At 42.1% G+C, this 22399-nt stretch carries 37 protein-coding genes; 35 read left to right on the top strand and 2 right to left on the bottom strand.

Going from position 1 to position 22399, the window contains the following annotated elements; all coding sequences use genetic code 11:
• Window positions 1-14: 14 nt before the first annotated feature.
• From rplV to salA, 34 genes are all read left to right on the top strand, one after another.
• Window positions 15-356: a 50S ribosomal protein L22 gene (gene rplV, locus BSI_RS01030; RefSeq protein ID WP_003156475.1), complete on the top strand. Its 342-nt coding sequence runs from the start codon at window positions 15-17 to the stop codon at window positions 354-356.
• Between the two features lie 3 nt (window positions 357-359).
• On the top strand, window positions 360-1016 hold the full coding sequence (gene rpsC, locus BSI_RS01035; protein ID WP_003242001.1) for a 30S ribosomal protein S3: 657 nt from the start codon (window positions 360-362) through the stop codon (window positions 1014-1016).
• A 1-nt stretch (window position 1017) separates the two neighbouring features.
• On the top strand, window positions 1018-1452 hold the full coding sequence (gene rplP, locus BSI_RS0121745; RefSeq protein WP_003225801.1) for a 50S ribosomal protein L16: 435 nt from the start codon (window positions 1018-1020) through the stop codon (window positions 1450-1452).
• Window positions 1442-1642, top strand: coding sequence for a 50S ribosomal protein L29 (gene rpmC / locus BSI_RS01040; RefSeq protein ID WP_003156482.1), 201 nt, complete (start codon window positions 1442-1444; stop codon window positions 1640-1642). Before rplP ends, rpmC begins: the two co-directional genes overlap by 11 nt.
• A gap of 22 nt (window positions 1643-1664) precedes the next feature.
• Window positions 1665-1928 (top strand): 30S ribosomal protein S17, encoded by a 264-nt coding sequence (rpsQ, locus tag BSI_RS01045; protein ID WP_003225804.1) that lies wholly within the window; start codon window positions 1665-1667, stop codon window positions 1926-1928.
• Between the two features lie 40 nt (window positions 1929-1968).
• Window positions 1969-2337 carry a 50S ribosomal protein L14 gene (rplN, locus tag BSI_RS01050; protein ID WP_003225805.1) on the top strand — a complete coding sequence of 123 codons (369 nt, stop codon included), beginning with the start codon at window positions 1969-1971 and terminating at the stop codon, window positions 2335-2337.
• 36 nt (window positions 2338-2373) lie between these two features.
• Complete coding sequence (rplX, locus tag BSI_RS01055; protein WP_003156486.1) at window positions 2374-2685, top strand: 50S ribosomal protein L24; 312 nt, start codon at window positions 2374-2376, stop codon at window positions 2683-2685.
• A 26-nt stretch (window positions 2686-2711) separates the two neighbouring features.
• Window positions 2712-3251, top strand: coding sequence for a 50S ribosomal protein L5 (rplE, locus tag BSI_RS01060; protein WP_003225809.1), 540 nt, complete (start codon window positions 2712-2714; stop codon window positions 3249-3251).
• Between the two features lie 22 nt (window positions 3252-3273).
• A complete protein-coding gene (rpsN, locus tag BSI_RS01065) occupies window positions 3274-3459 on the top strand; it encodes a 30S ribosomal protein S14 (RefSeq protein WP_003156488.1) in 186 nt (61 codons plus the stop codon).
• A 31-nt stretch (window positions 3460-3490) separates the two neighbouring features.
• Window positions 3491-3889: a 30S ribosomal protein S8 gene (gene rpsH / locus BSI_RS01070; protein WP_003241998.1), complete on the top strand. Its 399-nt coding sequence runs from the start codon at window positions 3491-3493 to the stop codon at window positions 3887-3889.
• 29 nt (window positions 3890-3918) lie between these two features.
• Window positions 3919-4458 carry a 50S ribosomal protein L6 gene (gene rplF, locus BSI_RS01075; RefSeq protein ID WP_003241996.1) on the top strand — a complete coding sequence of 180 codons (540 nt, stop codon included), beginning with the start codon at window positions 3919-3921 and terminating at the stop codon, window positions 4456-4458.
• Between the two features lie 32 nt (window positions 4459-4490).
• Entirely contained in the window at window positions 4491-4853 is a 363-nt protein-coding gene (gene rplR, locus BSI_RS01080; RefSeq protein WP_003241994.1) for a 50S ribosomal protein L18, read from the top strand.
• Between the two features lie 24 nt (window positions 4854-4877).
• Entirely contained in the window at window positions 4878-5378 is a 501-nt protein-coding gene (gene rpsE / locus BSI_RS01085; protein ID WP_029316747.1) for a 30S ribosomal protein S5, read from the top strand.
• A gap of 13 nt (window positions 5379-5391) precedes the next feature.
• Window positions 5392-5571, top strand: coding sequence for a 50S ribosomal protein L30 (gene rpmD / locus BSI_RS01090; protein ID WP_003156497.1), 180 nt, complete (start codon window positions 5392-5394; stop codon window positions 5569-5571).
• A 30-nt stretch (window positions 5572-5601) separates the two neighbouring features.
• Window positions 5602-6042, top strand: a complete 441-nt coding sequence (rplO, locus tag BSI_RS0121740) for a 50S ribosomal protein L15 (RefSeq protein WP_003225819.1) — start codon at window positions 5602-5604, stop codon at window positions 6040-6042.
• Window position 6043: 1 nt separating this feature from the next.
• Window positions 6044-7339 (top strand): preprotein translocase subunit SecY, encoded by a 1296-nt coding sequence (gene secY, locus BSI_RS01095; protein WP_003241989.1) that lies wholly within the window; start codon window positions 6044-6046, stop codon window positions 7337-7339.
• A 54-nt stretch (window positions 7340-7393) separates the two neighbouring features.
• Complete coding sequence (locus BSI_RS01100) at window positions 7394-8047, top strand: adenylate kinase (protein ID WP_003241987.1); 654 nt, start codon at window positions 7394-7396, stop codon at window positions 8045-8047.
• Window positions 8044-8790, top strand: a complete 747-nt coding sequence (map, locus tag BSI_RS01105) for a type I methionyl aminopeptidase (RefSeq protein WP_003225828.1) — start codon at window positions 8044-8046, stop codon at window positions 8788-8790. Before BSI_RS01100 ends, map begins: the two co-directional genes overlap by 4 nt.
• 311 nt (window positions 8791-9101) lie before the next feature.
• Window positions 9102-9320, top strand: coding sequence for a translation initiation factor IF-1 (infA, locus tag BSI_RS01110; RefSeq protein ID WP_003156508.1), 219 nt, complete (start codon window positions 9102-9104; stop codon window positions 9318-9320).
• 33 nt (window positions 9321-9353) lie between these two features.
• Window positions 9354-9467: a 50S ribosomal protein L36 gene (gene rpmJ, locus BSI_RS01115; RefSeq protein ID WP_003156543.1), complete on the top strand. Its 114-nt coding sequence runs from the start codon at window positions 9354-9356 to the stop codon at window positions 9465-9467.
• 22 nt (window positions 9468-9489) lie between these two features.
• Window positions 9490-9855, top strand: a complete 366-nt coding sequence (rpsM, locus tag BSI_RS01120; RefSeq protein ID WP_003235095.1) for a 30S ribosomal protein S13 — start codon at window positions 9490-9492, stop codon at window positions 9853-9855.
• Between the two features lie 20 nt (window positions 9856-9875).
• Window positions 9876-10271, top strand: coding sequence for a 30S ribosomal protein S11 (gene rpsK, locus BSI_RS0121730; protein ID WP_009966385.1), 396 nt, complete (start codon window positions 9876-9878; stop codon window positions 10269-10271).
• 176 nt (window positions 10272-10447) lie between these two features.
• Window positions 10448-11392 carry a DNA-directed RNA polymerase subunit alpha gene (locus tag BSI_RS01125; protein WP_003225835.1) on the top strand — a complete coding sequence of 315 codons (945 nt, stop codon included), beginning with the start codon at window positions 10448-10450 and terminating at the stop codon, window positions 11390-11392.
• 77 nt (window positions 11393-11469) lie between these two features.
• The gene (rplQ, locus tag BSI_RS01130) at window positions 11470-11832 is read left to right on the top strand and encodes a 50S ribosomal protein L17 (RefSeq protein ID WP_003225836.1); all 363 of its coding nucleotides are present in this window, start codon (window positions 11470-11472) and stop codon (window positions 11830-11832) included.
• Between the two features lie 130 nt (window positions 11833-11962).
• Window positions 11963-12808 (top strand): energy-coupling factor ABC transporter ATP-binding protein, encoded by an 846-nt coding sequence (locus BSI_RS01135; RefSeq protein ID WP_003241976.1) that lies wholly within the window; start codon window positions 11963-11965, stop codon window positions 12806-12808.
• Window positions 12784-13653 carry an energy-coupling factor ABC transporter ATP-binding protein gene (locus tag BSI_RS01140; protein WP_003241974.1) on the top strand — a complete coding sequence of 290 codons (870 nt, stop codon included), beginning with the start codon at window positions 12784-12786 and terminating at the stop codon, window positions 13651-13653. Before BSI_RS01135 ends, BSI_RS01140 begins: the two co-directional genes overlap by 25 nt.
• Entirely contained in the window at window positions 13650-14447 is a 798-nt protein-coding gene (locus BSI_RS01145) for an energy-coupling factor transporter transmembrane component T family protein (protein ID WP_003241971.1), read from the top strand. The genes BSI_RS01140 and BSI_RS01145 overlap by 4 nt, the downstream gene beginning before the upstream one ends.
• A gap of 9 nt (window positions 14448-14456) precedes the next feature.
• Window positions 14457-15200 (top strand): tRNA pseudouridine(38-40) synthase TruA, encoded by a 744-nt coding sequence (gene truA / locus BSI_RS01150; RefSeq protein ID WP_003241969.1) that lies wholly within the window; start codon window positions 14457-14459, stop codon window positions 15198-15200.
• 161 nt (window positions 15201-15361) lie between these two features.
• Window positions 15362-15799, top strand: coding sequence for a 50S ribosomal protein L13 (gene rplM, locus BSI_RS01155; RefSeq protein ID WP_003241966.1), 438 nt, complete (start codon window positions 15362-15364; stop codon window positions 15797-15799).
• A gap of 20 nt (window positions 15800-15819) precedes the next feature.
• On the top strand, window positions 15820-16212 hold the full coding sequence (gene rpsI, locus BSI_RS0121725) for a 30S ribosomal protein S9 (RefSeq protein WP_004399691.1): 393 nt from the start codon (window positions 15820-15822) through the stop codon (window positions 16210-16212).
• Window positions 16213-16719: 507 nt separating this feature from the next.
• Window positions 16720-17484, top strand: a complete 765-nt coding sequence (locus BSI_RS01160; protein ID WP_003241962.1) for a class I SAM-dependent methyltransferase — start codon at window positions 16720-16722, stop codon at window positions 17482-17484.
• A gap of 197 nt (window positions 17485-17681) precedes the next feature.
• Window positions 17682-18125, top strand: a complete 444-nt coding sequence (locus BSI_RS01165; protein WP_003241961.1) for a YbaK family protein — start codon at window positions 17682-17684, stop codon at window positions 18123-18125.
• Between the two features lie 59 nt (window positions 18126-18184).
• Complete coding sequence (gene cwlD, locus BSI_RS01170; protein WP_003241959.1) at window positions 18185-18898, top strand: N-acetylmuramoyl-L-alanine amidase CwlD; 714 nt, start codon at window positions 18185-18187, stop codon at window positions 18896-18898.
• Between the two features lie 95 nt (window positions 18899-18993).
• Window positions 18994-20052 carry an iron-sulfur carrier protein/transcriptional regulator SalA gene (salA, locus tag BSI_RS01175; protein WP_003241957.1) on the top strand — a complete coding sequence of 353 codons (1059 nt, stop codon included), beginning with the start codon at window positions 18994-18996 and terminating at the stop codon, window positions 20050-20052.
• A gap of 38 nt (window positions 20053-20090) precedes the next feature.
• Here the strand turns inward: salA and gerD are convergent, their stop codons facing one another.
• On the bottom strand, window positions 20091-20648 hold the full coding sequence (gerD, locus tag BSI_RS01180) for a spore germination lipoprotein GerD (protein WP_003241955.1): 558 nt from the start codon (window positions 20646-20648) through the stop codon (window positions 20091-20093).
• Between the two features lie 109 nt (window positions 20649-20757).
• Between gerD and kbaA the strand changes: the two genes are divergently transcribed.
• Window positions 20758-21354, top strand: a complete 597-nt coding sequence (gene kbaA, locus BSI_RS01185; RefSeq protein ID WP_019257288.1) for a KinB-signaling pathway activation protein — start codon at window positions 20758-20760, stop codon at window positions 21352-21354.
• 1 nt (window position 21355) lies between these two features.
• On the opposite strand, the gene pdaB is transcribed toward kbaA, so the two are convergent.
• The gene (pdaB, locus tag BSI_RS01190; protein WP_003241951.1) at window positions 21356-22120 is read right to left on the bottom strand and encodes a polysaccharide deacetylase family sporulation protein PdaB; all 765 of its coding nucleotides are present in this window, start codon (window positions 22118-22120) and stop codon (window positions 21356-21358) included.
• Window positions 22121-22399: the final 279 nt, after the last annotated feature.

Raw genomic sequence — 22399 nt, 5'->3', positions numbered from 1 at the left:
GAGGAGGCTTTTAAATGCAAGCTAAAGCTGTTGCAAGAACAGTCCGTATTGCTCCTCGTAAAGCACGTCTAGTAATGGACCTGATTCGAGGCAAGCAAGTAGGTGAGGCAGTATCAATCTTGAACCTTACACCAAGAGCTGCTTCTCCAATTATCGAGAAAGTATTAAAATCCGCTATTGCAAATGCTGAGCATAACTATGAAATGGACGCTAACAACCTGGTTATTTCTCAAGCATTCGTTGACGAAGGCCCTACGTTAAAAAGATTCCGCCCACGTGCTATGGGACGTGCGAGCCAAATCAACAAACGTACGAGCCACATTACAATCGTTGTATCAGAAAAGAAGGAGGGATAAGTAGTGGGTCAAAAGGTAAATCCAGTCGGTCTTCGTATCGGAGTCATTCGTGATTGGGAATCTAAGTGGTACGCTGGTAAAGATTACGCTGACTTCCTGCACGAAGATTTAAAAATTCGTGAATACATTAGCAAACGCCTTTCTGACGCTTCTGTTTCTAAAGTAGAAATCGAGCGTGCAGCAAACCGCGTTAACATTACGATCCACACAGCTAAGCCTGGTATGGTTATTGGTAAAGGCGGTTCTGAAGTTGAAGCACTTCGCAAAGCCCTTAACAGCCTTACTGGCAAGCGTGTACACATTAACATTCTTGAAATCAAAAGAGCAGATCTTGATGCACAGCTAGTTGCTGACAACATCGCTCGTCAATTAGAGAACCGTGTTTCTTTCCGCCGTGCACAGAAACAACAAATCCAACGTACTATGCGCGCTGGAGCACAAGGTGTGAAAACAATGGTTTCTGGTCGTCTTGGCGGTGCAGATATCGCTCGTTCTGAATATTACAGTGAAGGAACTGTTCCATTGCACACATTACGTGCGGACATTGACTATGCAACATCAGAAGCTGATACTACTTACGGTAAGCTTGGTGTAAAAGTCTGGATCTATCGTGGAGAGGTTCTTCCTACTAAGAAGAAAACTGAGGAAGGAGGAAAATAATATGTTATTACCAAAACGCGTTAAATATCGCAGAGAGCATCGCGGAAAAATGCGTGGTCGTGCGAAAGGCGGTACTGAAGTACATTTCGGTGAATTCGGTATCCAAGCTCTTGAAGCTTCTTGGATCACTAACCGTCAAATCGAAGCTGCACGTATTGCGATGACTCGTTACATGAAACGTGGCGGTAAAGTTTGGATCAAAATTTTCCCTTCTAAACCTTACACTGCTAAACCACTTGAGGTACGTATGGGATCCGGTAAAGGGGCTCCAGAAGGTTGGGTAGCTGTTGTAAAACCGGGCAAAGTTTTATTTGAAATTTCTGGTGTGTCTGAAGAGGTTGCTCGTGAAGCGCTTCGTCTTGCATCTCACAAATTGCCAATTAAAACGAAGTTCGTAAAACGTGAAGAAATTGGTGGTGAATCAAATGAAAGCTAATGAAATTCGTGACCTTACCACTGCTGAAATTGAACAAAAAGTAAAGTCTCTTAAAGAAGAACTTTTCAATCTTCGCTTTCAATTAGCGACAGGACAACTTGAAAATACTGCTCGCATTCGTGAAGTGCGCAAAGCTATCGCGCGCATGAAAACTGTGATTCGTGAAAGAGAAATTGCTGCTAATAAATAATCACTGAGGGGAGGTCGTGAGCATGAGCGAACGTAACCAACGCAAAGTTTACCAAGGCCGTGTTGTTTCTGACAAAATGGATAAAACCATCACTGTTGTTGTTGAAACATACAAAAAACATACACTTTACGGTAAACGCGTAAAATACTCAAAAAAATTCAAAGCACATGATGAAAATAATCAAGCTAAAATCGGTGACATCGTAAAGATCATGGAAACTCGTCCATTGTCTGCAACTAAGCGTTTCCGTCTAGTTGAAGTTGTCGAAGAAGCTGTTATTATCTAATAAAGTTCGGAATTCTTTTTCCGAAGGGAGGTAACAAATAATGATTCAACAAGAGACTCGTTTAAAAGTAGCTGACAACTCTGGCGCACGTGAAGTACTTACTATTAAAGTTCTTGGTGGTTCTGGACGTAAAACAGCTAACATTGGTGATGTAATTGTTTGCACGGTTAAACAAGCAACACCAGGAGGCGTTGTCAAAAAAGGTGAAGTCGTAAAAGCTGTTATCGTTCGCACGAAAAGCGGAGCGCGCAGAAGTGACGGTTCATACATCAGCTTCGATGAGAATGCATGTGTTATCATCCGTGACGACAAGAGCCCACGCGGAACTCGTATCTTCGGACCAGTTGCTCGTGAATTGCGTGAAAACAACTTTATGAAAATTGTTTCTCTAGCTCCAGAAGTTATCTAATGAAATAAATGCCTTACTCAAGGAGGTGCGATCAGGATGCATGTAAAAAAAGGCGATAAAGTTATGGTTATCTCTGGTAAAGATAAAGGCAAACAAGGAACAATCCTTGCTGCTTTCCCTAAAAAGGACCGCGTTTTAGTTGAAGGTGTTAACATGGTAAAGAAACACTCTAAACCAACTCAAGCTAACCCTCAAGGCGGTATTTCTAATCAAGAGGCGCCAATTCATGTATCAAACGTTATGCCGCTCGATCCTAAAACAGGTGAAGTGACTCGCGTAGGATACAAAGTGGAAGATGGCAAAAAAGTTCGTGTTGCAAAAAAATCTGGGCAAGTTCTAGATAAATAGTATTAAAAGGAAGGGAGGTCTATCTCATGAACCGCCTTAAAGAAAAGTACAATAAAGAAATTGCACCTGCTTTAATGACTAAGTTCAACTATGATTCAGTCATGCAAGTGCCTAAAATCGAAAAAATCGTAATCAACATGGGTGTTGGTGACGCTGTTCAAAACGCGAAAGCAATCGACAGTGCTGTTGAAGAATTAACGTTTATCGCAGGTCAAAAACCTGTCGTTACTCGTGCGAAGAAATCAATTGCTGGATTCCGTCTTCGTGAGGGAATGCCTATCGGTGCGAAAGTAACTCTTCGCGGAGAGCGCATGTATGATTTCCTTGATAAACTTATTTCTGTATCTTTACCGCGTGTACGTGACTTCCGCGGGGTTTCTAAAAAATCTTTCGACGGTCGCGGTAACTACACACTTGGTATCAAAGAACAGTTAATCTTCCCTGAAATTGACTACGATAAAGTAACAAAGGTTCGCGGAATGGACATCGTTATCGTAACAACTGCTAATACTGACGAAGAAGCTCGTGAGCTATTAACTCAAGTAGGTATGCCGTTCCAGAAATAATCAATGAAAGGGAGGCGAAATCGTGGCTAAAAAGTCTATGATTGCGAAACAACAACGTACACCAAAGTTTAAAGTGCAAGAGTACACACGCTGTGAACGCTGCGGACGTCCGCATTCAGTCATTCGTAAATTTAAACTTTGCCGTATTTGTTTCCGTGAGCTTGCATATAAAGGACAAATTCCTGGCGTGAAAAAAGCCAGCTGGTAATCCCCAAGAAAGGGAAGGAGGTAATTATATAATGGTTATGACAGATCCAATTGCAGATATGCTAACTCGTATTCGCAATGCAAACATGGTACGTCATGAGAAGCTTGAAATTCCTGCTTCTAAATTGAAAAGAGAAATTGCTGAAATTTTAAAGCGTGAAGGTTTCATTCGTGACGTTGAGTTCGTAGAAGACAGCAAACAAGGTATCATCCGCGTTTTCTTGAAATACGGACAAAACAACGAGCGCGTTATCACTGGTCTTAAAAGAATCAGCAAGCCTGGTTTGCGTGTTTATGCTAAATCAAATGAAGTACCTCGCGTACTTAACGGTCTTGGAATCGCGATTATTTCTACATCACAAGGTGTTTTAACGGACAAAGAAGCCCGTGCAAAACAAGCTGGTGGAGAAGTTCTAGCATACGTTTGGTAAGAAGTTTAACATGAATGGAGGTGTTTGGTATGTCTCGTGTAGGTAAGAAGTTACTTGAGATTCCTTCTGATGTTACAGTAACGTTAAACGATAACAACACTGTAGCTGTGAAAGGACCAAAAGGAGAATTAACTCGTACGTTTCACCCTGATATGGAAATTAAAGTAGAGGACAATGTGCTTACAGTCACTCGTCCTTCTGATCAAAAAGAGCACCGTGCACTGCATGGTACAACTCGCAGTCTGCTTGGCAACATGGTTGAAGGTGTATCTAAAGGATTTGAAAGAGGTTTGGAATTAGTCGGTGTCGGTTACCGTGCGTCTAAATCCGGAAATAAACTTGTTTTAAACGTTGGATACTCTCACCCTGTTGAGATCGTTCCTGAAGAAGGCATCGAAATCGAAGTTCCTTCTCAAACTAAAGTAGTTGTAAAAGGTACAGACAAAGAACGTGTAGGAGCTATTGCTGCTAACATCCGCGCTGTACGTTCTCCAGAGCCTTACAAAGGTAAAGGAATCCGCTACGAAGGTGAAGTTGTTCGCCGCAAAGAAGGTAAATCTGCTAAGTAAGATCGCTTAAAGTGAAGAAAGGAGTGACCTAGATGATTACGAAAACTAGCAAAAATGCTGCTCGTCTTAAAAGACATGCTCGTGTTCGCGCTAAACTTTCCGGTACTGCTGAAAGACCGCGTCTGAACGTTTTCCGTTCTAACAAGCACATTTACGCTCAAATCATCGATGATGTAAATGGTGTTACACTTGCTAGTGCATCTACTCTCGATAAAGACTTGAACGTTGAAAGCACTGGAGATACTTCTGCTGCTACTAAAGTTGGAGAATTAGTTGCAAAACGCGCTGCTGAAAAAGGCGTTTCTGACGTAGTATTTGACCGTGGCGGATACTTATACCATGGACGTGTAAAAGCTTTGGCTGATGCCGCTCGTGAAGCTGGACTTAAATTTTAATAAAAGAAGGAGGGACACATGATTATGCGTCGTATTGACCCAAGCAAATTAGAGTTAGAAGAACGCTTAGTTACGGTTAACCGCGTAGCGAAAGTTGTTAAAGGTGGTCGTCGTTTCCGCTTCGCAGCTCTAGTCGTTGTCGGTGACAAAAACGGACACGTAGGATTCGGTACTGGTAAAGCACAAGAAGTACCAGAAGCGATCCGCAAAGCTGTTGAAGATGCGAAAAAGAATTTAATTGAAGTACCAATGGTTGGAACTACAATTCCACATGAAATCATCGGACGTTTCGGTGCAGGTAACATCTTGTTAAAACCTGCTTCTGAAGGTACTGGAGTTATCGCTGGAGGCCCTGTACGTGCGGTACTTGAGCTTGCTGGTGTATCTGACATCCTTTCTAAGTCTTTAGGTTCTAACACACCGATCAACATGATTCGTGCAACACTTCAAGGCTTAAGTGAACTTAAGCGTGCTGAAGAGGTTGCGAAGCTTCGTGGAAAATCTGTAGAAGAACTGTTAGGATAAGGAGGGAACATTAATGGCTAAATTAGAAATTACCCTCAAACGAAGTGTAATCGGTCGCCCGGAAGATCAACGCGTTACTGTTAGAACGCTTGGTTTAAAGAAAACAAACCAAACTGTTGTTCATGAAGACAACGCTGCGATCCGTGGCATGATTAATAAAGTATCTCATTTAGTTTCTGTTAAAGAACAATAAAAATAATTGATCGGATAAGGAGGTGTCCTAATGAAACTTCATGAATTAAAACCTTCAGAAGGTTCACGCAAAACGCGTAATCGCGTAGGTCGTGGTATTGGTTCTGGCAACGGTAAAACAGCTGGTAAAGGTCACAAAGGTCAAAACGCTCGTTCTGGCGGCGGTGTACGCCCAGGGTTCGAGGGGGGACAAATGCCTTTATTCCAACGTCTTCCTAAACGCGGTTTTACTAACATCAACCGCAAGGAATACGCTGTAGTCAACCTAGACAAATTGAACGGTTTTGCAGAAGGAACGGAAGTCACTCCTGAACTTCTTCTTGAGACTGGTGTTATTAGCAAACTTAATGCAGGAGTAAAGATTCTTGGCAACGGTAAATTAGAGAAAAAATTAACTGTAAAAGCCAATAAATTCTCTGCTTCTGCGAAAGAAGCTGTTGAAGCTGCTGGCGGTACAGCTGAGGTGATCTAACTTGTTTAAAACAATCTCCAACTTTATGCGTGTGAGTGATATCAGGAATAAAATCATATTCACTTTACTCATGCTTATCGTCTTTCGCATAGGTGCGTTTATTCCTGTGCCTTATGTTAACGCTGAAGCGTTACAGGCACAGTCTCAAATGGGTGTTTTTGATCTCCTTAATACATTTGGCGGCGGTGCGCTTTACCAATTCTCCATTTTCGCAATGGGAATTACTCCTTATATCACGGCTTCGATCATCATTCAGCTGCTTCAGATGGATGTTGTGTCGAAGTTTACCGAGTGGTCTAAGCAAGGTGAAGTTGGCCGCCGTAAATTAGCTCAGTTCACAAGGTACTTTACGATTGTGCTTGGTTTTATCCAGGCGTTAGGTATGTCATACGGATTCAACAATCTGGCAAACGGTATGCTGATTGAAAAATCCGGTATATCAACATATCTCATCATTGCTTTAGTGCTCACTGGCGGAACTGCCTTTTTAATGTGGCTTGGAGAACAAATTACGTCTCATGGAGTAGGCAACGGAATATCGATCATTATCTTCGCGGGGATTGTGGCTAGTATTCCAAAAACGATTGGACAAATATATGAGACTCAATTTGTCGGCAGCAACGATCAGTTGTTTATTCATATTGTGAAAGTCGCACTTCTTGTGATTGCGATTTTAGCAGTTATTGTTGGAGTTATTTTCATTCAGCAAGCCGTACGGAAAATTGCGATTCAATATGCTAAAGGCACAGGTCGTTCACCTGCTGGCGGTGGTCAGTCTACACACCTTCCATTGAAAGTGAACCCTGCAGGGGTTATTCCGGTAATCTTTGCGGTTGCGTTTTTGATAACGCCGCGGACGATCGCGTCATTCTTTGGAACAAACGATGTGACAAAGTGGATTCAAAACTACTTTGATAATACGCATCCGGTGGGTATGGCGATATATGTTGCGTTGATTATTGCCTTTACGTACTTTTATGCTTTTGTACAGGTTAATCCTGAACAAATGGCTGATAACCTTAAAAAACAGGGTGGCTATATCCCGGGGGTTCGTCCAGGGAAAATGACTCAAGATAGAATTACGAGCATTTTGTATCGACTTACGTTTGTGGGTTCTATATTCTTAGCCGTGATTTCCATTCTTCCTATCTTTTTCATTCAATTCGCTGGATTGCCTCAAAGTGCACAAATTGGCGGAACATCTTTGTTAATTGTTGTCGGGGTAGCCTTGGAGACAATGAAACAACTAGAAAGCCAGTTGGTGAAACGAAACTACCGTGGATTTATGAAAAACTAGAGGAAATGGATTTATCCATTCCCTCTTAATAAAGAGAGGACGGGGGAAATCCGAATGAACTTAGTCTTAATGGGGCTTCCTGGTGCCGGTAAAGGCACACAGGGCGAACGAATTGTTGAGGATTATGGGATTCCTCATATCTCAACAGGAGATATGTTCCGTGCTGCTATGAAAGAAGAAACACCACTCGGACTCGAAGCAAAATCTTATATTGATAAGGGAGAGCTCGTACCTGACGAAGTCACAATCGGAATTGTAAAAGAAAGACTTGGCAAAGACGATTGTGAAAGAGGTTTTCTTCTGGACGGATTTCCGCGAACAGTCGCTCAAGCCGAAGCTCTTGAAGAAATTCTTGAGGAATACGGCAAGCCGATTGATTATGTCATTAACATTGAAGTCGACAAAGATGCTCTGATGGAACGTCTGACTGGACGCAGAATTTGCAGTGTTTGCGGCACAACCTATCATTTAGTCTTTAATCCGCCGAAAACGCCGGGTATTTGTGATAAAGACGGAGGCGAACTCTATCAACGGGCAGATGATAATGAGGAAACCGTCTCTAAACGGCTTGAGGTAAACATGAAGCAAACTCAGCCTTTACTCGATTTCTATTCTGAGAAAGGGTATCTTGCAAACGTGAATGGCCAACAGGACATTCAAGACGTTTATGCAGATGTGAAGGATCTTCTTGGAGGATTAAAAAAATGATTATCTGTAAAACCCCACGTGAACTTGGTATAATGCGGGAAGCAGGGCGAATCGTGGCTTTAACTCATGAAGAGTTAAAAAAGCACATTAAACCAGGAATCTCGACAAAAGAATTGGATCAAATTGCCGAACGTTTTATTAAGAAGCAGGGTGCAATCCCATCTTTTAAGGGGTATAATGGGTTTCGCGGGAGCATTTGCGTATCAGTTAATGAAGAACTCGTTCACGGTATTCCTGGCAGCAGGGTGCTGAAGGACGGTGACATCATCAGTATTGATATCGGTGCTAAATTAAATGGTTATCATGGTGACTCTGCATGGACATATCCGGTAGGAAACATCAGCGATGATGACAAAAAACTTCTGGAAGTGACAGAGGAGTCTTTATATAAAGGCTTGCAGGAAGCAAAACCAGGTGAACGTTTGTCGAATATTTCCCACGCAATACAAACGTATGTCGAAAATGAGCAGTTTTCAGTTGTTAGGGAGTATGTCGGACATGGTGTTGGTCAAGACTTGCATGAGGACCCGCAAATTCCTCATTACGGTCCGCCCAATAAAGGACCACGGCTCAAACCTGGCATGGTTCTCGCTATTGAACCTATGGTGAACGCTGGCAGCCGCTACGTGAAAACATTGGCTGATAACTGGACGGTTGTAACGGTAGATGGGAAAAAGTGTGCTCATTTTGAACATACGATTGCGATTACGGAAACGGGTTTTGATATACTGACGAGAGTCTAGGTGATGAAAATAATTCTGAAGACAGATGTTTTTCCGGCTTGATAGGGCAGAAAGTTTGGATGAACATTGGCAGGACCGAATTCACCTTGCCGTTGTCATTGGAATTGTTGACCATCATCAATGTACTAACAGCAGACGGAGAAATGCGTACATTACATTCTCCTAAGAAAAAGAATATCAATCATTTAACCCTTTATGATTGCGTATCTCCGGAAGTTCAGAACAGTATAAACGAAACAGGGCGTGTGACAAACTTCTTTTGAAATTTGTCAGAAAGCAAGTTACTGATTTGAAGAAGGGAGAACACTTGAATGGCGAAAGACGATGTAATTGAAGTGGAAGGTACGATAGTCGAAACACTGCCAAACGCGATGTTCAAAGTTGAACTTGAAAATGGCCACACTGTTTTGGCTCACGTATCTGGTAAAATCCGCATGCACTTCATTCGCATTTTACCTGGAGACAAAGTTACGGTAGAATTATCTCCATATGACTTAACTCGTGGCAGGATTACGTACCGTTACAAATAAAGCACTCCGGAAACTGAAGGAGGTTGGAAACACATGAAAGTGAGACCATCAGTTAAACCAATCTGCGAAAAATGTAAAGTTATTCGCAGAAAAGGAAAAGTAATGGTGATCTGTGAAAATCCAAAGCATAAACAAAAACAAGGATAATTTATAAGGAGGTGCCCAGAGAATGGCTCGTATTGCTGGTGTAGATATCCCACGTGACAAACGTGTTGTTATTTCTTTAACATACATCTTCGGAATTGGCCGCACAACGGCTCAGCAAGTTTTAAAAGAAGCTGGAGTTTCAGAAGATACTCGTGTGCGCGATCTTACTGAAGAAGAACTTGGTAAAATCCGTGATATTATTGACAAACTGAAAGTAGAAGGTGACCTTCGCCGTGAAGTTTCTCTTAATATCAAACGTCTGATCGAAATCGGAAGCTACCGCGGAATCCGTCATCGCAGAGGATTACCTGTTCGCGGACAAAACTCTAAAAACAATGCGCGTACTCGTAAAGGTCCGCGTCGTACTGTAGCTAACAAGAAAAAATAAGTAAGGGAGGTTCTTAAACAATGGCTGCTGCTCGTAAATCTAACACGCGTAAACGTCGCGTGAAAAAGAATATTGAGTCTGGAATTGCTCATATTCGTTCAACTTTCAATAACACGATCGTTACGATCACTGACACTCATGGTAATGCTATTTCTTGGTCTAGTGCCGGAGCTTTAGGATTCAGAGGTTCTCGTAAATCTACTCCTTTTGCTGCACAAATGGCTGCAGAAACAGCTGCTAAAGGTTCAATCGAACATGGTCTTAAAACTCTAGAGGTTACTGTTAAAGGACCTGGTTCAGGCCGTGAAGCTGCAATCCGTGCACTTCAAGCTGCTGGACTAGAAGTCACTGCTATCAGAGACGTAACTCCTGTTCCTCATAACGGATGCCGTCCACCAAAACGTCGCCGCGTGTAATTTGTTTGTATAGATTTTGTGTCCCTGTCAATAATGGGTTATGATACAGTTATTTATGAAACGAATGCACCGACTCGTTGCCTGAGCACATACGGGACTAAACAATGGGGAATTTCGGATGGAATCTCATATGATTCTATTCGAGGTTTCGACGTTTTGAAGGAGGGTTTTAAGTAATGATCGAGATTGAAAAACCAAAAATCGAAACGGTTGAAATCAGCGACGATGCCAAATTTGGTAAGTTTGTCGTAGAGCCACTTGAGCGTGGATATGGTACAACTCTGGGTAACTCCTTACGTCGTATCCTCTTATCCTCACTCCCTGGTGCCGCTGTAACATCAATCCAGATAGATGGTGTACTGCACGAATTCTCGACAATTGAAGGCGTTGTGGAAGATGTTACAACGATTATCTTACACATTAAAAAGCTTGCATTGAAAATCTACTCTGATGAAGAGAAGACGCTAGAAATTGATGTACAGGGTGAAGGAACTGTAACGGCAGCTGATATTACACACGATAGTGATGTAGAGATCTTAAATCCTGATCTTCATATCGCAACTCTTGGTGAGAATGCGAGTTTCCGAGTTCGCCTTACTGCTCAAAGAGGACGTGGGTATACGCCTGCTGACGCAAACAAGAGAGACGATCAGCCAATCGGCGTGATTCCGATCGATTCTATCTATACGCCAGTTTCTCGTGTATCTTATCAGGTAGAGAACACTCGTGTAGGCCAAGTTGCAAACTATGATAAACTTACACTTGATGTTTGGACTGATGGAAGCACTGGACCGAAAGAAGCCATTGCGCTTGGTTCAAAGATTTTAACTGAACACCTTAATATATTCGTTGGTTTAACTGACGAAGCTCAGCATGCTGAAATCATGGTTGAAAAAGAAGAAGATCAAAAAGAGAAAGTTCTTGAAATGACAATTGAAGAATTGGATCTTTCTGTTCGCTCTTACAACTGCTTAAAGCGTGCGGGTATTAACACGGTTCAAGAGCTTGCGAACAAGACGGAAGAAGATATGATGAAAGTTCGTAATCTAGGACGCAAATCACTTGAAGAAGTGAAAGCGAAACTAGAAGAACTTGGACTCGGACTTCGCAAAGACGATTGACTAGTTTCCCTTGTGAACTAGGATTTTCGTGTGTTTATTATTCAGATACAGCATTTCAATAAAGGAGGGGACATCACATGTCATACAGAAAACTAGGACGTACGAGTGCACAGCGTAAAGCTATGCTTCGTGATCTTACAACTGATTTGATCATCAACGAAAGAATCGAAACAACTGAAACACGTGCGAAAGAACTTCGCTCTGTAGTTGAAAAAATGATCACGCTTGGCAAACGCGGTGATCTTCACGCTCGCCGTCAAGCTGCTGCATACATCCGCAACGAGGTTGCAAACGAAGAAAATAACCAAGATGCACTTCAAAAATTATTCTCTGACATTGCAACTCGTTACGAGGAGCGCCAAGGTGGATACACACGTATTATGAAGCTTGGTCCTCGCCGTGGTGACGGAGCACCAATGGCAATTATCGAATTGGTTTAATCACATATTTTTTGTGTATCTAAAGAAGGGCGGGACAGTTTCTAACTGGATCTATGCCCTTTTTTTAGATACTGCAACTTTTTATATAGAGAGAAAAGCAGAGCATTAGCTGAGAGGAGGCCGGTTTTCCATGAATCAAAATCAGTTGATATCGGTAGAGGATATCGTTTTTCGATATCGGAAAGACGCAGAAAGACGAGCACTAGACGGCGTCTCCCTGCAGGTGTATGAGGGTGAATGGCTTGCAATTGTAGGTCATAACGGTTCAGGGAAATCAACACTGGCTCGGGCATTGAATGGTTTAATCCTTCCTGAATCAGGCGACATAAAGGTTGCCGGGATTCAATTGACAGAGGATTCGGTTTGGGAAGTGCGTAAGAAAATAGGTATGGTCTTTCAAAATCCGGATAACCAATTTGTCGGAACGACAGTTCGCGATGATGTGGCTTTTGGTTTAGAAAACAATGGTGTACCGCGGGAAGAAATGATTGAGAGAGTAGACTGGGCAGTAAAACAGGTGAATATGCAAGATTTTCTCGATCAAGAGCCGCACCATCTCTCCGGAGGCCAAAAGCAGAGAGTTGCGATTGCGGGGGTTATTGCCGCACGTCCTGATATTATTATCTTAGATGAAGCAACATCTATGCTTGACCCGATCGGGCGAGAAGAAGTGCTTGAAACGGTAAGACATTTAAAGGAGCAGGGCATGGCGACTGTCATTTCAATCACACATGATCTGGATGAGGCAGCAAAAGCAGACAGGATCATTGTCATGAATGGCGGTAAAAAATATGCCGAAGGGCTGCCTGAAGAGATTTTTAAATTGAATAAGGAACTTGTTCAAATCGGGCTTGATTTACCCTTCTCATTCCAGCTTAGCCAGCTTTTAAGAGAAAATGGACTGGCTTTGGAAGAAAATCATTTGACCCAGGAAGGGCTGGTGAAAGAGCTATGGACATTACAATCAAAGATGTAGAGCATCGTTATCAGATGAAGACGCCGTTTGAGCGCCTTGCACTGTATGATATCAATGCATCGATTAAAGAAGGCAGCTATGTAGCTGTTATCGGGCATACAGGCTCTGGTAAGTCCACTCTTCTTCAGCACTTGAACGGTCTTTTGAAGCCGACGAAGGGACAGATATCACTAGGCAGCACTGTTATTCAGGCAGGGAAAAAGAATAAAGAGCTGAAAACCCTTCGTAAAAAAGTCGGAATCGTTTTCCAATTTCCTGAGCATCAATTATTCGAAGAAACAGTTCTAAAAGATATTTCGTTCGGACCGATGAATTTTGGTGTGAAAAAAGAGGATGCTGAACAAAGGGCAAGAGAGATGCTGAAGCTTGTAGGTTTATCAGAAGAGCTTCTGGACAGATCGCCTTTTGAATTAAGTGGAGGGCAAATGCGCAGAGTTGCGATTGCCGGCGTACTTGCAATGGATCCTGAAGTGCTTGTTCTTGATGAACCGACTGCAGGATTGGACCCAAGAGGGCGAAAAGAGATTATGGACATGTTTTATGAGCTTCATCAACGGGGGAACCTGACGACGATCCTTGTGACACACAGCATGGAGGATGCAGCCGCATACGCTGATGAAATGATTGTCATGCATAAAGGCACGATCCAAGCATCAGGCAGTCCGCGTGATTTATTTTTAAAAGGTGAAGAGATGGCTGGCTGGGGGCTGGATCTTCCGGAAACGATAAAATTCCAAAGACAGCTGGAAGCTGCACTAGGTGTCAGATTTAAAGAGCCTATGCTCACAATTGAAGATGCCGCTGCTGAAATCCGTGCTCTTTTTCAGGGGGAGAAGACCTTATGATGGACAGCATGATTATCGGCAAGTATGTACCGGGCTCTTCACTTGTACATCGGCTTGACCCAAGAACAAAGCTTATCACGATCTTTTTATTTGTCTGTATCGTATTCCTAGCCAATAATGTGCAGACATATGTGCTGCTTGGATTATTTACAGTAGGCGTCGTTTCATTAACAAGAGTTCCTTTCTCTTTTTTAATGAAAGGGTTAAAGCCTATCATCTGGATTGTCCTATTTACGTTCTTGCTTCACATTTTAATGACACATGAAGGGCCGGTTATCTTTCAATTAGGCGTTTTCAAAATCTACGAGGGCGGTTTGGTTCAAGGGATATTCATTTCTCTTAGATTCGTCTATCTGATTTTAATCACAACCCTATTAACGCTGACGACAACACCGATTGAGATTACTGATGGAATGGAGCAGCTGCTGAATCCATTGAAAAAAATAAAGCTTCCTGTTCACGAGCTCGCTCTTATGATGTCAATTTCTTTGCGGTTTATTCCGACCTTGATGGAGGAGACAGATAAGATCATGAAGGCTCAGATGGCGCGAGGCGTTGACTTTACAAGCGGACCTGTCAAAGACAGAGTGAAGGCTATTGTCCCGCTTCTTGTCCCTCTCTTCGTCAGTGCATTCAAACGCGCCGAAGAGCTTGCTGTGGCAATGGAAGCAAGGGGCTATCAAGGCGGAGAGGGACGTACGAAATACAGAAAGCTGGTATGGACAGGAAAAGACACTTCTGTCATTGTCAGCTTGATGATTTTGGCTGCTTTGTTATTTTTCTTAAGGACTTAGAGGTGCTGTATGAGACTGAAATGCACGATTTCTTATGACGGACATTTGTTTAATGGATATCAGGTACAGCCGGGCAAAAGAACGGTTCAGGATGAGCTTGAGAAGGCCTTGGCTGTCCTGCATAAGTCGAAAGACAGAATTCCGGTCGTTTCGTCAGGAAGAACAGACAGCGGGGTTCACGCAGCCGGACAGGTGATTCATTTTGATACTTCGTTGTCTATCCCGACGGAGAGATGGCCGTATGCCTTAAATGCACTGCTTCCAGACGATATCGCAGTCAAACAGGCAGAAATTGCGGATGATGGGTTCCATGCACGATTTAGCGCAGTCAAAAAAGAATATCGCTACTTTGTATACACGGAGAAACACCCGGACGTATTTAAACGGCATTACGCTTACCATTTTTCATATCACCTTAATGTGCAGAACATGAGAGAAGCGGCAAAGCATCTTATAGGAACACATGATTTTACAAGCTTTTGCGCGACTAAAACAGAAGTACAGGACAAGGTAAGAACGATTTACGAACTTGATTGGACTGAGACGGATGACGGTCTGCAAATGCGGATCACAGGCAGCGGTTTCTTATATAATATGGTCAGAATTATTGCGGGTACTTTGCTTGATGCAGGTATTGGAAAAATTTCTCCCGAAGATGTGAAATCCATGCTGGAAGCGAAGGATCGCGAAGCGGCAGGGCGCACAGCACCGGGGCATGGACTATATTTATGGAACGTTTACTATGACAACTAAACCAGGTGTATAATATTTTCTTGACAGAGTCTGCATAAAGTTATAAGATATCATATGGTATGTATTTCAACCCCACGATAAGCCCCGGAACTTATTGTGTTGTGAAATAGAACGTAATCGAAGTTTATTGAAAATGACAGATCATTTAGGAGGGAAATTCAATGCGTACAACACCTATGGCTAACGCAAGTACTATTGAACGCAAGTGGTTAGTTGTTGATGCTGCTGGCAAGACTTTAGGTCGTCTTTCTTCAGAAGTTGCAGCTATCCTTCGCGGAAAACACAAACCAACTTACACACCACACGTTGATACTGGAGATCATGTGATCATCATCAACGCTGAAAAAATCGAGTTAACTGGTAAAAAGTTAACTGACAAAATCTACTACCGTCACACTCAACATCCAGGCGGATTAAAATCAAGAACTGCTCTTGAAATGCGTACAAACTACCCTGAGAAAATGCTTGAGCTTGCTATCAAAGGCATGCTTCCAAAAGGTTCTCTAGGTCGTCAAATGTTCAAAAAATTGAACGTATACCGTGGTTCTGAGCATCCACACGAAGCACAAAAACCTGAAGTTTACGAACTTCGCGGTTAATTAAAAAGGAGGTTACCAATTTGGCACAGGTTCAATATTACGGTACTGGCCGTCGTAAAAGCTCTGTAGCGCGTGTGCGTTTAGTTCCAGGAGAAGGTCGTATCGTCGTTAATAATCGTGAAATCAGCGAACACATCCCATCTGCAGCTCTAATCGAAGATATCAAACAACCATTAACTTTGACTGAAACAGCTGGCACTTATGATGTTTTAGTAAACGTACATGGAGGCGGCTTATCTGGTCAAGCTGGAGCAATCCGTCACGGTATCGCTCGTGCTTTGCTTGAAGCAGATCCAGAATACCGTACAACTCTTAAACGTGCAGGTCTTCTGACTCGTGACGCTCGTATGAAAGAACGTAAAAAATACGGTCTTAAAGGCGCTCGTCGTGCACCTCAGTTCTCAAAACGTTAATTTTACGTTTTCAAAGCTCTCGACCCTGTGTTGGGAGCTTTTTTATTTTCATAAAATGCCCATATGCAATTCTTGGCATACCCCCGCATTCAGTAAAAATAAATAAATGAACGCTTAATAAAGTCTAAGCAAATTGCTTGATTATAAACAGCCCTGTTGTAATAATCATGGTATCTTTCATTTTCATTACCAGCTAATTTACTTGAATGATGATTGGAAAGGTGGTCAAAGTTTTTAATGGCCATGTCGCCAATCCAGTTCATTTTAACAACTGGTCTCCCACCTGTTCAATCTCACAGCTGATTCTTCATCTGTCCGGATGAATATTAGTTCTTCACTAATGACATCATTTGATGAGATAAGTGTAAATCTTTTGACGTAAATCACATATCTCCTTTGTGATTTTTTTGCGTTTTTATGAATTTTTTTCTAAATATGCAAAGGGAAAGCGATATCAATCTAGAAATATTTGTTATACTCTATACAATAAAATAAGGAGAACGATTCATGAATGCGTTAAAACATAATAGCAAAGCCTGGGATCAAAAAGTAGAGGTAGGCAATGAATGGACTGTTGCTGTTGAGCAGCATGTCATCGAACAAGCGAAAAAAGGCAATTGGGATATAAGGGTAACACCAATGAAAGATGTTCCGAAGGATTGGTTTCCCCCTGTCAAAGGACTAAAGGTGCTTTGTTTAGCATCAGGAGGCGGCCAGCAAGGTCCGATTTTGGCAGCTGCAGGAGCGGATGTCACTGTATTAGATAACTCGGAAAAACAGCTGGACCAGGATAGAATGGTTGCTGAACGCGACGGCCTCACAATACATACTGTCAAAGGAAGCATGGACGATCTCAGTCAATTTCAGGATGAATCATTTGACGTCATTGTACATCCTGTTGCCAATGTTTTTGTTGAGAATGTCCTCCCGGTCTGGAAGGAAGCGCACCGAGTACTGAAAAGAAACGGCACCCTAATTTCAGGTTTTGTAAATCCAGTCGTATTCCTATTTGATGTAGAGTTAGAACAGCAAGGTATTCTAAAAGTAAAACACTCCATTCCATATGCCGACTCAGAAGATCTTCCAAAACATAAAGTGAAAAAACTGATTGAAAATAATGAGGCTCTGGAATTCGGCCATTCTCTAGAAGACCAAATCAAGGGCCAAATTGATGCCGGTTTTATCGTCACTGGTTTTTATGAAGATAAAGGCGGGTTTGTATTGGACCAATATATTCATACATATTCTGCAACAAGAAGCGTGAAATTATGAAAAGCAGCGACCTATTAGAGGAGCTGCTTTTTTAGTAATCACTTGCAGAACACTTGTTCCGAAATCTGTAGAAAGCTGCTAAATCCTCTTCTTTTTATCAATCTCTGCACCTTCATTTGGGCGAATTTCCAACCGAATTCGGGCATGGTTTCACCATCCAAACCTCAAAATAACCGGTAAAAGGAGAGTGAATTTGTATGGCAGAGGTACTGTCTTTTATGGATGTGAAACGCCAAAAGGATTTTGAATTAGAAAAGAACTTGCTCAAAGAACTCTCTCTGAGGCAAATCATTCAGTCTGTTAAAGACTGTCTGGAACCATTATTTCCGTTTTTACATGATGAAAGAGATATTATTAGCGAAGGCTGTATTGATTTTGCTATAGAAGCTTATTTGTTAGGCGGACGTTTTGGGATATTCGGCTATTACGGAGAATCCATGCAGAGCATCAGTGCGCGCTCAGCAAGAGAAGAAGAAGAGCTTCGTCTGGAGTTTTTTGATTATCTTTATAATTGGATACACGAGCAATACGCAACATTTGATAAAAATACGGTCTATGAAGCAGCATGCAAGTTCATTAAAGACTGGTGGACAGAGGGATTTGTCCAAAGAGAAAAACAGTGTAAGCTTCGCATGCGATAATCATATTTCCCGGCCCTGTCCCATAGTTATGTAATAACGGACAAGCGGGAGGGGAAGGGATGAGGAAAAAGCTTAAATGGCTCAGTTTTTTGCTAGGCTTCATCGTATTACTATTTCTATTCAAGTATCAGTTCAGCAATAACGATTCTTGGAAGCCGTGGAGCCTGCCCTTGAGCGGAAAAATTATATATCTAGATCCAGGTCATGGCGGGCCTGACGGCGGAGCAGTCGGCGGAAAGATGTTAGAGAAGGATGTAACCTTGGAAGTGGCCTTTAGGGTCAGGGATTACCTTCAGGAACAAGGAGCGCTTGTCATCATGACCAGGGAAAGTGATACCGATCTCGCTCCAGAAGGAACGAAGGGCTACAGCAGACGAAAAGCGGAAGACTTAAGACAGCGAGTCAAATTAATAAACCATTCAGAGGCTGAACTCTATATCAGCATTCACCTCAATGCGATTCCATCACAAAAGTGGAGCGGAGCCCAAAGCTTTTATTACGGAAAATATGCGGAAAATGAGAAAGTCGCAAAATACATTCAGGATGAATTGAGAAGAAACCTGGAAAACACAACCCGGAAGGCAAAGCGGATTCATGGTATCTACTTAATGCAAAACGTCACCAAACCGGGGGCACTTGTAGAAGTCGGATTTTTATCCAATCCAAGCGAAGCAATGCTGCTCGGGAAACCGAAATACCAGGACAAGGTGGCATCTTCCATATATAAAGGCATTTTGCGATATTTCACAGAAAAAGGAGACCCTCCTGAGTAAAGGAGGGTTTTCGTATGGTTCTAAGCATAAGACACCCGCCATTTATGTATGATATAATAATGATTGTAAACGAATACACAAAAGGGTGAGGTTCGATGATAAGAGAAGATGAAGTAAGAAAACTAGTCGGTGAAATGCGCGAACCTTTTCTTCAAAGACCTCTGGGAGAATTGGATGCCGTTAAGGAAATTAAAATAAAGCCTGAAAAACGGCATGTCAGTGTAAAAGTCGCTCTTGCCAAAACCGGAACTGCAGAGCAAATGCAGATTCAGCAAGAGATCGTAAACGTCTTAAAAGGGGCAGGCGCTGAGACGGTCGGCCTTCGATTTGAAGAACTGCCGGAAGAAACGGTTGCTAAATTCCGGGCGCCGTCAGCTGAGAAAAAAACACTGTTAAATATGGATAACCCGCCAGTCTTTCTTGCTGTAGCAAGCGGAAAAGGCGGCGTAGGCAAGTCTACTGTGTCAGTAAACCTTGCTATTTCTCTGGCTCGTCTTGGGAAAAAGGTCGGTTTAATTGATGCTGATATTTATGGCTTCAGTGTGCCGGATATGATGGGTATCACTGTGCGTCCAACCATTGAGGGAGAGAAACTTCTTCCTGTTGAACGCTTCGGGGTAAAGGTGATGTCAATGGGCTTTTTCGTAGAAGAAAATGCACCCGTCGTATGGAGAGGCCCGATGCTTGGCAAAATGCTGAATAACTTTTTCCACGAAGTAGAGTGGGGAGAAGTAGACTATATCGTTCTTGATCTTCCGCCTGGGACAGGGGACGTTGCTCTCGATGTACATACAATGCTTCCGAGCTGCAAAGAAATCATCGTATCGACGCCGCATCCAACAGCTGCTTTTGTCGCGGCCAGAGCGGGCTCTATGGCGATTAAAACCGATCATGAGGTTGTTGGTGTCATAGAGAACATGGCTTACTATGAAAGCGCAAAGACTGGGGAAAGAGAATATGTCTTTGGTAAAGGCGGCGGAGATAAACTAGCTGAGGAACTAAACGTGCCTTTGCTCGGCAGAATCCCGTTGAAACAGCCTGATTGGGATAAGGATCAATTTGCGCCGTCTGTTTATGACGAAAATCATCCCATCGGAGAAATATATCAGGATATTGCAAAAAAAATAATCGCAAAAATGTCAGTGCAAGTATAAAAAAAGGCGAACCGGGATTCTATATCCCGGCCTTCCCTTTATTCACTTTCTTTGGCAGTATCTTTTGCTGCTTTTTTCAGCTCATCTTCGAACTGTTTTTTGTAAAGCGGGCTAGAAAGTGTTTCGTTAATAACCTCTTCTAAATAACTTCGGAATTCTTGGCTTTTTGCAAGTTCGCTGTACTTTTTATTCATGCCCGGATCCTGCATAACGCCCATCAGCATCTTCTGGTAATCCGGATCCTTCATCAGTTTTTTAATCACTTTTTCATGCTCAGTCTGAAGAGTTTTGGCAAAGCCTTCGGCAAAATCAGTGTCTTCAAAGATGTTTTTCCAAAATTCTTCACCTTTTTTAGAGGTGAGTGTTTTTTCTATTGTTCCTTTAATCGCATCTTGGTCAATCACCAGCGCTTCATTCATCGCATCATCGTTTAATAATTCCTTAATGGCTTTCTTTCCATCATCAGTTTTTAATATATCAACAACCATTTTTTTGGTCTGATCATAGTCCATATCCGCTGCTTGGTCTTTTGGAGCGCAAGCTGTTACAGATAATAACAAAAAACAGCTCATCAATAGCGTTTTGGCTTTTGACATGCTTAAGCTCCTTTCACATACTTGTCTTACTTTTAATATGATTCATCTGTTTGGATTTATACATAACAAAATATCGCGGTCTGCGATTTTTGAGGGGATGAATAAAGAAATGAAAAGCCGTGGTCTAGTTCGTTTTTTCTTTTCTATTTTAGCTGTCGGAGCGCTTATCACGAGTATTGTGGGTTTTGCTTTAAAATGGGGAGAATATAAGGGACTGTTTCTTGCTTTCGAAGCTGGACAGATTTTCTCTGTTTTATTTTGGTTTATCGGAGTAGGTATGATTTTCAGTGTGATCAGCCAAATGGGCTTTTTCGTGTTTTTAACAGTTCACCGGTTTGCACTTGAGATATTAAGATCCTCATCATTGTGGAATTTGCTTCAGTTATTTTTCATCCTGTTTGTTGCTTTTGATCTCATGTACGTGCGTTTTTTATTTTTTGGAGAGAGCGGAGAATCGATGGCTGGTTATGCGTGGTTACCGGTATTTTTGTTGATCTTTGGGGTGATTACAGCTTATATAAAGCAAAAGCAGTCCTCTAGAAAAACGTTTGTGTCATCGTTGTTTTTGATGGTTGTGATTACTGCATTAGAATGGTTCCCTGCATTAAGAGTAAATGATGAGGACTGGCTTTATTTAATGCTTTTTCCGTTAATGGCGTGCAATGCTTTCCAATTGCTGATGCTGCCGAAGTTTGCAGCGAAGTAAATTACTTTACCTCTGCGGATTTGGCATCAGAATTTGCAATGAGATCACCTACGGTTACATTTTTTAATCCTTTTTTTTTCAGCTGATGGATGATATCAGGCAGCGCTTCTTCTGTTTGTTTTGCCGAGTCGGAGGCGTGTAAAAGAATAATGTCGCCTCCTGAAACTTGCTTGGTCACATTGTCGATGATTTTCTCAACGCCGGGATTTGTCCAATCTTGAGAGTTTACACTGTAATGAACGACTGTGTAATTGTATTGGTTTGCGACCGTGAGAACATTCTTATTGAATTGTCCTGTAGGGGGTCTTAATAGCTGTATGTCTTTGATCCCTAACTTTTCAAAAGCAGTTTGCGCACGGTTAATGTCCTTTTTTATTTCGCTGCTCTCTAAATTGGCATAGTTTTTATAGGCGTAGCCCATGCTCCCTATTTGATGGCCATCCTTTACGATACGCGCTACTGTGTCGGGGTGGCGTTCTGCCCAAGAAGCGGAAAGGAAAAACGTCGCATTTTTAATCCCGTTTGCTTTTAAGGTATTAAGAATGGGTTCTGCTTTCTCATCACCCCAGCTGATATCAAAAGTAAGGGCAATGTCTTTCGAAGCTGTTTCTCCTTTATAAATGGCTTTAGGTCCGGTGTCAGTTGAAAACACGGGAAGCGGGACAGCTCTTTGGATATAAAAAAAGCTGGCTGCTGCAAATGCGGCGATAAGTATAATGATAAATTGTTTCACTCGTTTAATGTGCCACACATAGAAGTGATTCACTGATGATGCCTCCTTATCTTGTCCATCATTCTTGTATTACATCTTATGAGCATGGCCAATTGAATATAACCGATAAAATGTCTCTTCACATGCAGCTTAAATTAGTTGTTGACCTTTTGATAATATCCGTGATATATTATTATTCGTCGCTGATAAACAGCTGACAACAATTAAAAGCTTCATTAAATGCTTCGAAAAAAGTTGTTGACTTAAAAGAAGCTAAATGTTATAGTAATAAAGCTGCTTCGTTAAGCGGCAGTAATGATCTTTGAAAACTAA

The organism is Bacillus inaquosorum KCTC 13429 (genome assembly GCF_000332645.1).
Classification (GTDB): domain Bacteria; phylum Bacillota; class Bacilli; order Bacillales; family Bacillaceae; genus Bacillus; species Bacillus inaquosorum.
Note: the sequence above shows the minus strand (reverse complement) of the source record. Positions and strands in the feature narration are given on the sequence as shown.

What these genes read in the sequence shown, in the direction of transcription:
- rplV (WP_003156475.1), top strand. Translation starts at nt 15, where the DNA reads ATGCAAGCTAAAGCTGTTGCAAGAACAGTCCGTATTGCTCCTCGTAAA.
- rplP (WP_003225801.1), top strand. Translation starts at nt 1,018, where the DNA reads ATGTTATTACCAAAACGCGTTAAATATCGCAGAGAGCATCGCGGAAAA.
- rpmC (WP_003156482.1), top strand. Translation starts at nt 1,442, where the DNA reads ATGAAAGCTAATGAAATTCGTGACCTTACCACTGCTGAAATTGAACAA.
- rpsQ (WP_003225804.1), top strand. Translation starts at nt 1,665, where the DNA reads ATGAGCGAACGTAACCAACGCAAAGTTTACCAAGGCCGTGTTGTTTCT.
- rplN (WP_003225805.1), top strand. Translation starts at nt 1,969, where the DNA reads ATGATTCAACAAGAGACTCGTTTAAAAGTAGCTGACAACTCTGGCGCA.
- rplX (WP_003156486.1), top strand. Translation starts at nt 2,374, where the DNA reads ATGCATGTAAAAAAAGGCGATAAAGTTATGGTTATCTCTGGTAAAGAT.
- rplE (WP_003225809.1), top strand. Translation starts at nt 2,712, where the DNA reads ATGAACCGCCTTAAAGAAAAGTACAATAAAGAAATTGCACCTGCTTTA.
- rpsH (WP_003241998.1), top strand. Translation starts at nt 3,491, where the DNA reads ATGGTTATGACAGATCCAATTGCAGATATGCTAACTCGTATTCGCAAT.
- rplF (WP_003241996.1), top strand. Translation starts at nt 3,919, where the DNA reads ATGTCTCGTGTAGGTAAGAAGTTACTTGAGATTCCTTCTGATGTTACA.
- rplR (WP_003241994.1), top strand. Translation starts at nt 4,491, where the DNA reads ATGATTACGAAAACTAGCAAAAATGCTGCTCGTCTTAAAAGACATGCT.
- rpsE (WP_029316747.1), top strand. Translation starts at nt 4,878, where the DNA reads ATGCGTCGTATTGACCCAAGCAAATTAGAGTTAGAAGAACGCTTAGTT.
- rpmD (WP_003156497.1), top strand. Translation starts at nt 5,392, where the DNA reads ATGGCTAAATTAGAAATTACCCTCAAACGAAGTGTAATCGGTCGCCCG.
- rplO (WP_003225819.1), top strand. Translation starts at nt 5,602, where the DNA reads ATGAAACTTCATGAATTAAAACCTTCAGAAGGTTCACGCAAAACGCGT.
- BSI_RS01100 (WP_003241987.1), top strand. Translation starts at nt 7,394, where the DNA reads ATGAACTTAGTCTTAATGGGGCTTCCTGGTGCCGGTAAAGGCACACAG.
- map (WP_003225828.1), top strand. Translation starts at nt 8,044, where the DNA reads ATGATTATCTGTAAAACCCCACGTGAACTTGGTATAATGCGGGAAGCA.
- infA (WP_003156508.1), top strand. Translation starts at nt 9,102, where the DNA reads ATGGCGAAAGACGATGTAATTGAAGTGGAAGGTACGATAGTCGAAACA.
- rpmJ (WP_003156543.1), top strand. Translation starts at nt 9,354, where the DNA reads ATGAAAGTGAGACCATCAGTTAAACCAATCTGCGAAAAATGTAAAGTT.
- rpsM (WP_003235095.1), top strand. Translation starts at nt 9,490, where the DNA reads ATGGCTCGTATTGCTGGTGTAGATATCCCACGTGACAAACGTGTTGTT.
- rpsK (WP_009966385.1), top strand. Translation starts at nt 9,876, where the DNA reads ATGGCTGCTGCTCGTAAATCTAACACGCGTAAACGTCGCGTGAAAAAG.
- BSI_RS01125 (WP_003225835.1), top strand. Translation starts at nt 10,448, where the DNA reads ATGATCGAGATTGAAAAACCAAAAATCGAAACGGTTGAAATCAGCGAC.
- rplQ (WP_003225836.1), top strand. Translation starts at nt 11,470, where the DNA reads ATGTCATACAGAAAACTAGGACGTACGAGTGCACAGCGTAAAGCTATG.
- BSI_RS01135 (WP_003241976.1), top strand. Translation starts at nt 11,963, where the DNA reads ATGAATCAAAATCAGTTGATATCGGTAGAGGATATCGTTTTTCGATAT.
- BSI_RS01140 (WP_003241974.1), top strand. Translation starts at nt 12,784, where the DNA reads ATGGACATTACAATCAAAGATGTAGAGCATCGTTATCAGATGAAGACG.
- BSI_RS01145 (WP_003241971.1), top strand. Translation starts at nt 13,650, where the DNA reads ATGATGGACAGCATGATTATCGGCAAGTATGTACCGGGCTCTTCACTT.
- truA (WP_003241969.1), top strand. Translation starts at nt 14,457, where the DNA reads ATGAGACTGAAATGCACGATTTCTTATGACGGACATTTGTTTAATGGA.
- rplM (WP_003241966.1), top strand. Translation starts at nt 15,362, where the DNA reads ATGCGTACAACACCTATGGCTAACGCAAGTACTATTGAACGCAAGTGG.
- BSI_RS01160 (WP_003241962.1), top strand. Translation starts at nt 16,720, where the DNA reads ATGAATGCGTTAAAACATAATAGCAAAGCCTGGGATCAAAAAGTAGAG.
- BSI_RS01165 (WP_003241961.1), top strand. Translation starts at nt 17,682, where the DNA reads ATGGCAGAGGTACTGTCTTTTATGGATGTGAAACGCCAAAAGGATTTT.
- cwlD (WP_003241959.1), top strand. Translation starts at nt 18,185, where the DNA reads ATGAGGAAAAAGCTTAAATGGCTCAGTTTTTTGCTAGGCTTCATCGTA.
- salA (WP_003241957.1), top strand. Translation starts at nt 18,994, where the DNA reads ATGATAAGAGAAGATGAAGTAAGAAAACTAGTCGGTGAAATGCGCGAA.
- gerD (WP_003241955.1), bottom strand. Translation starts at nt 20,648, where the DNA reads ATGTCAAAAGCCAAAACGCTATTGATGAGCTGTTTTTTGTTATTATCT.
- kbaA (WP_019257288.1), top strand. Translation starts at nt 20,758, where the DNA reads ATGAAAAGCCGTGGTCTAGTTCGTTTTTTCTTTTCTATTTTAGCTGTC.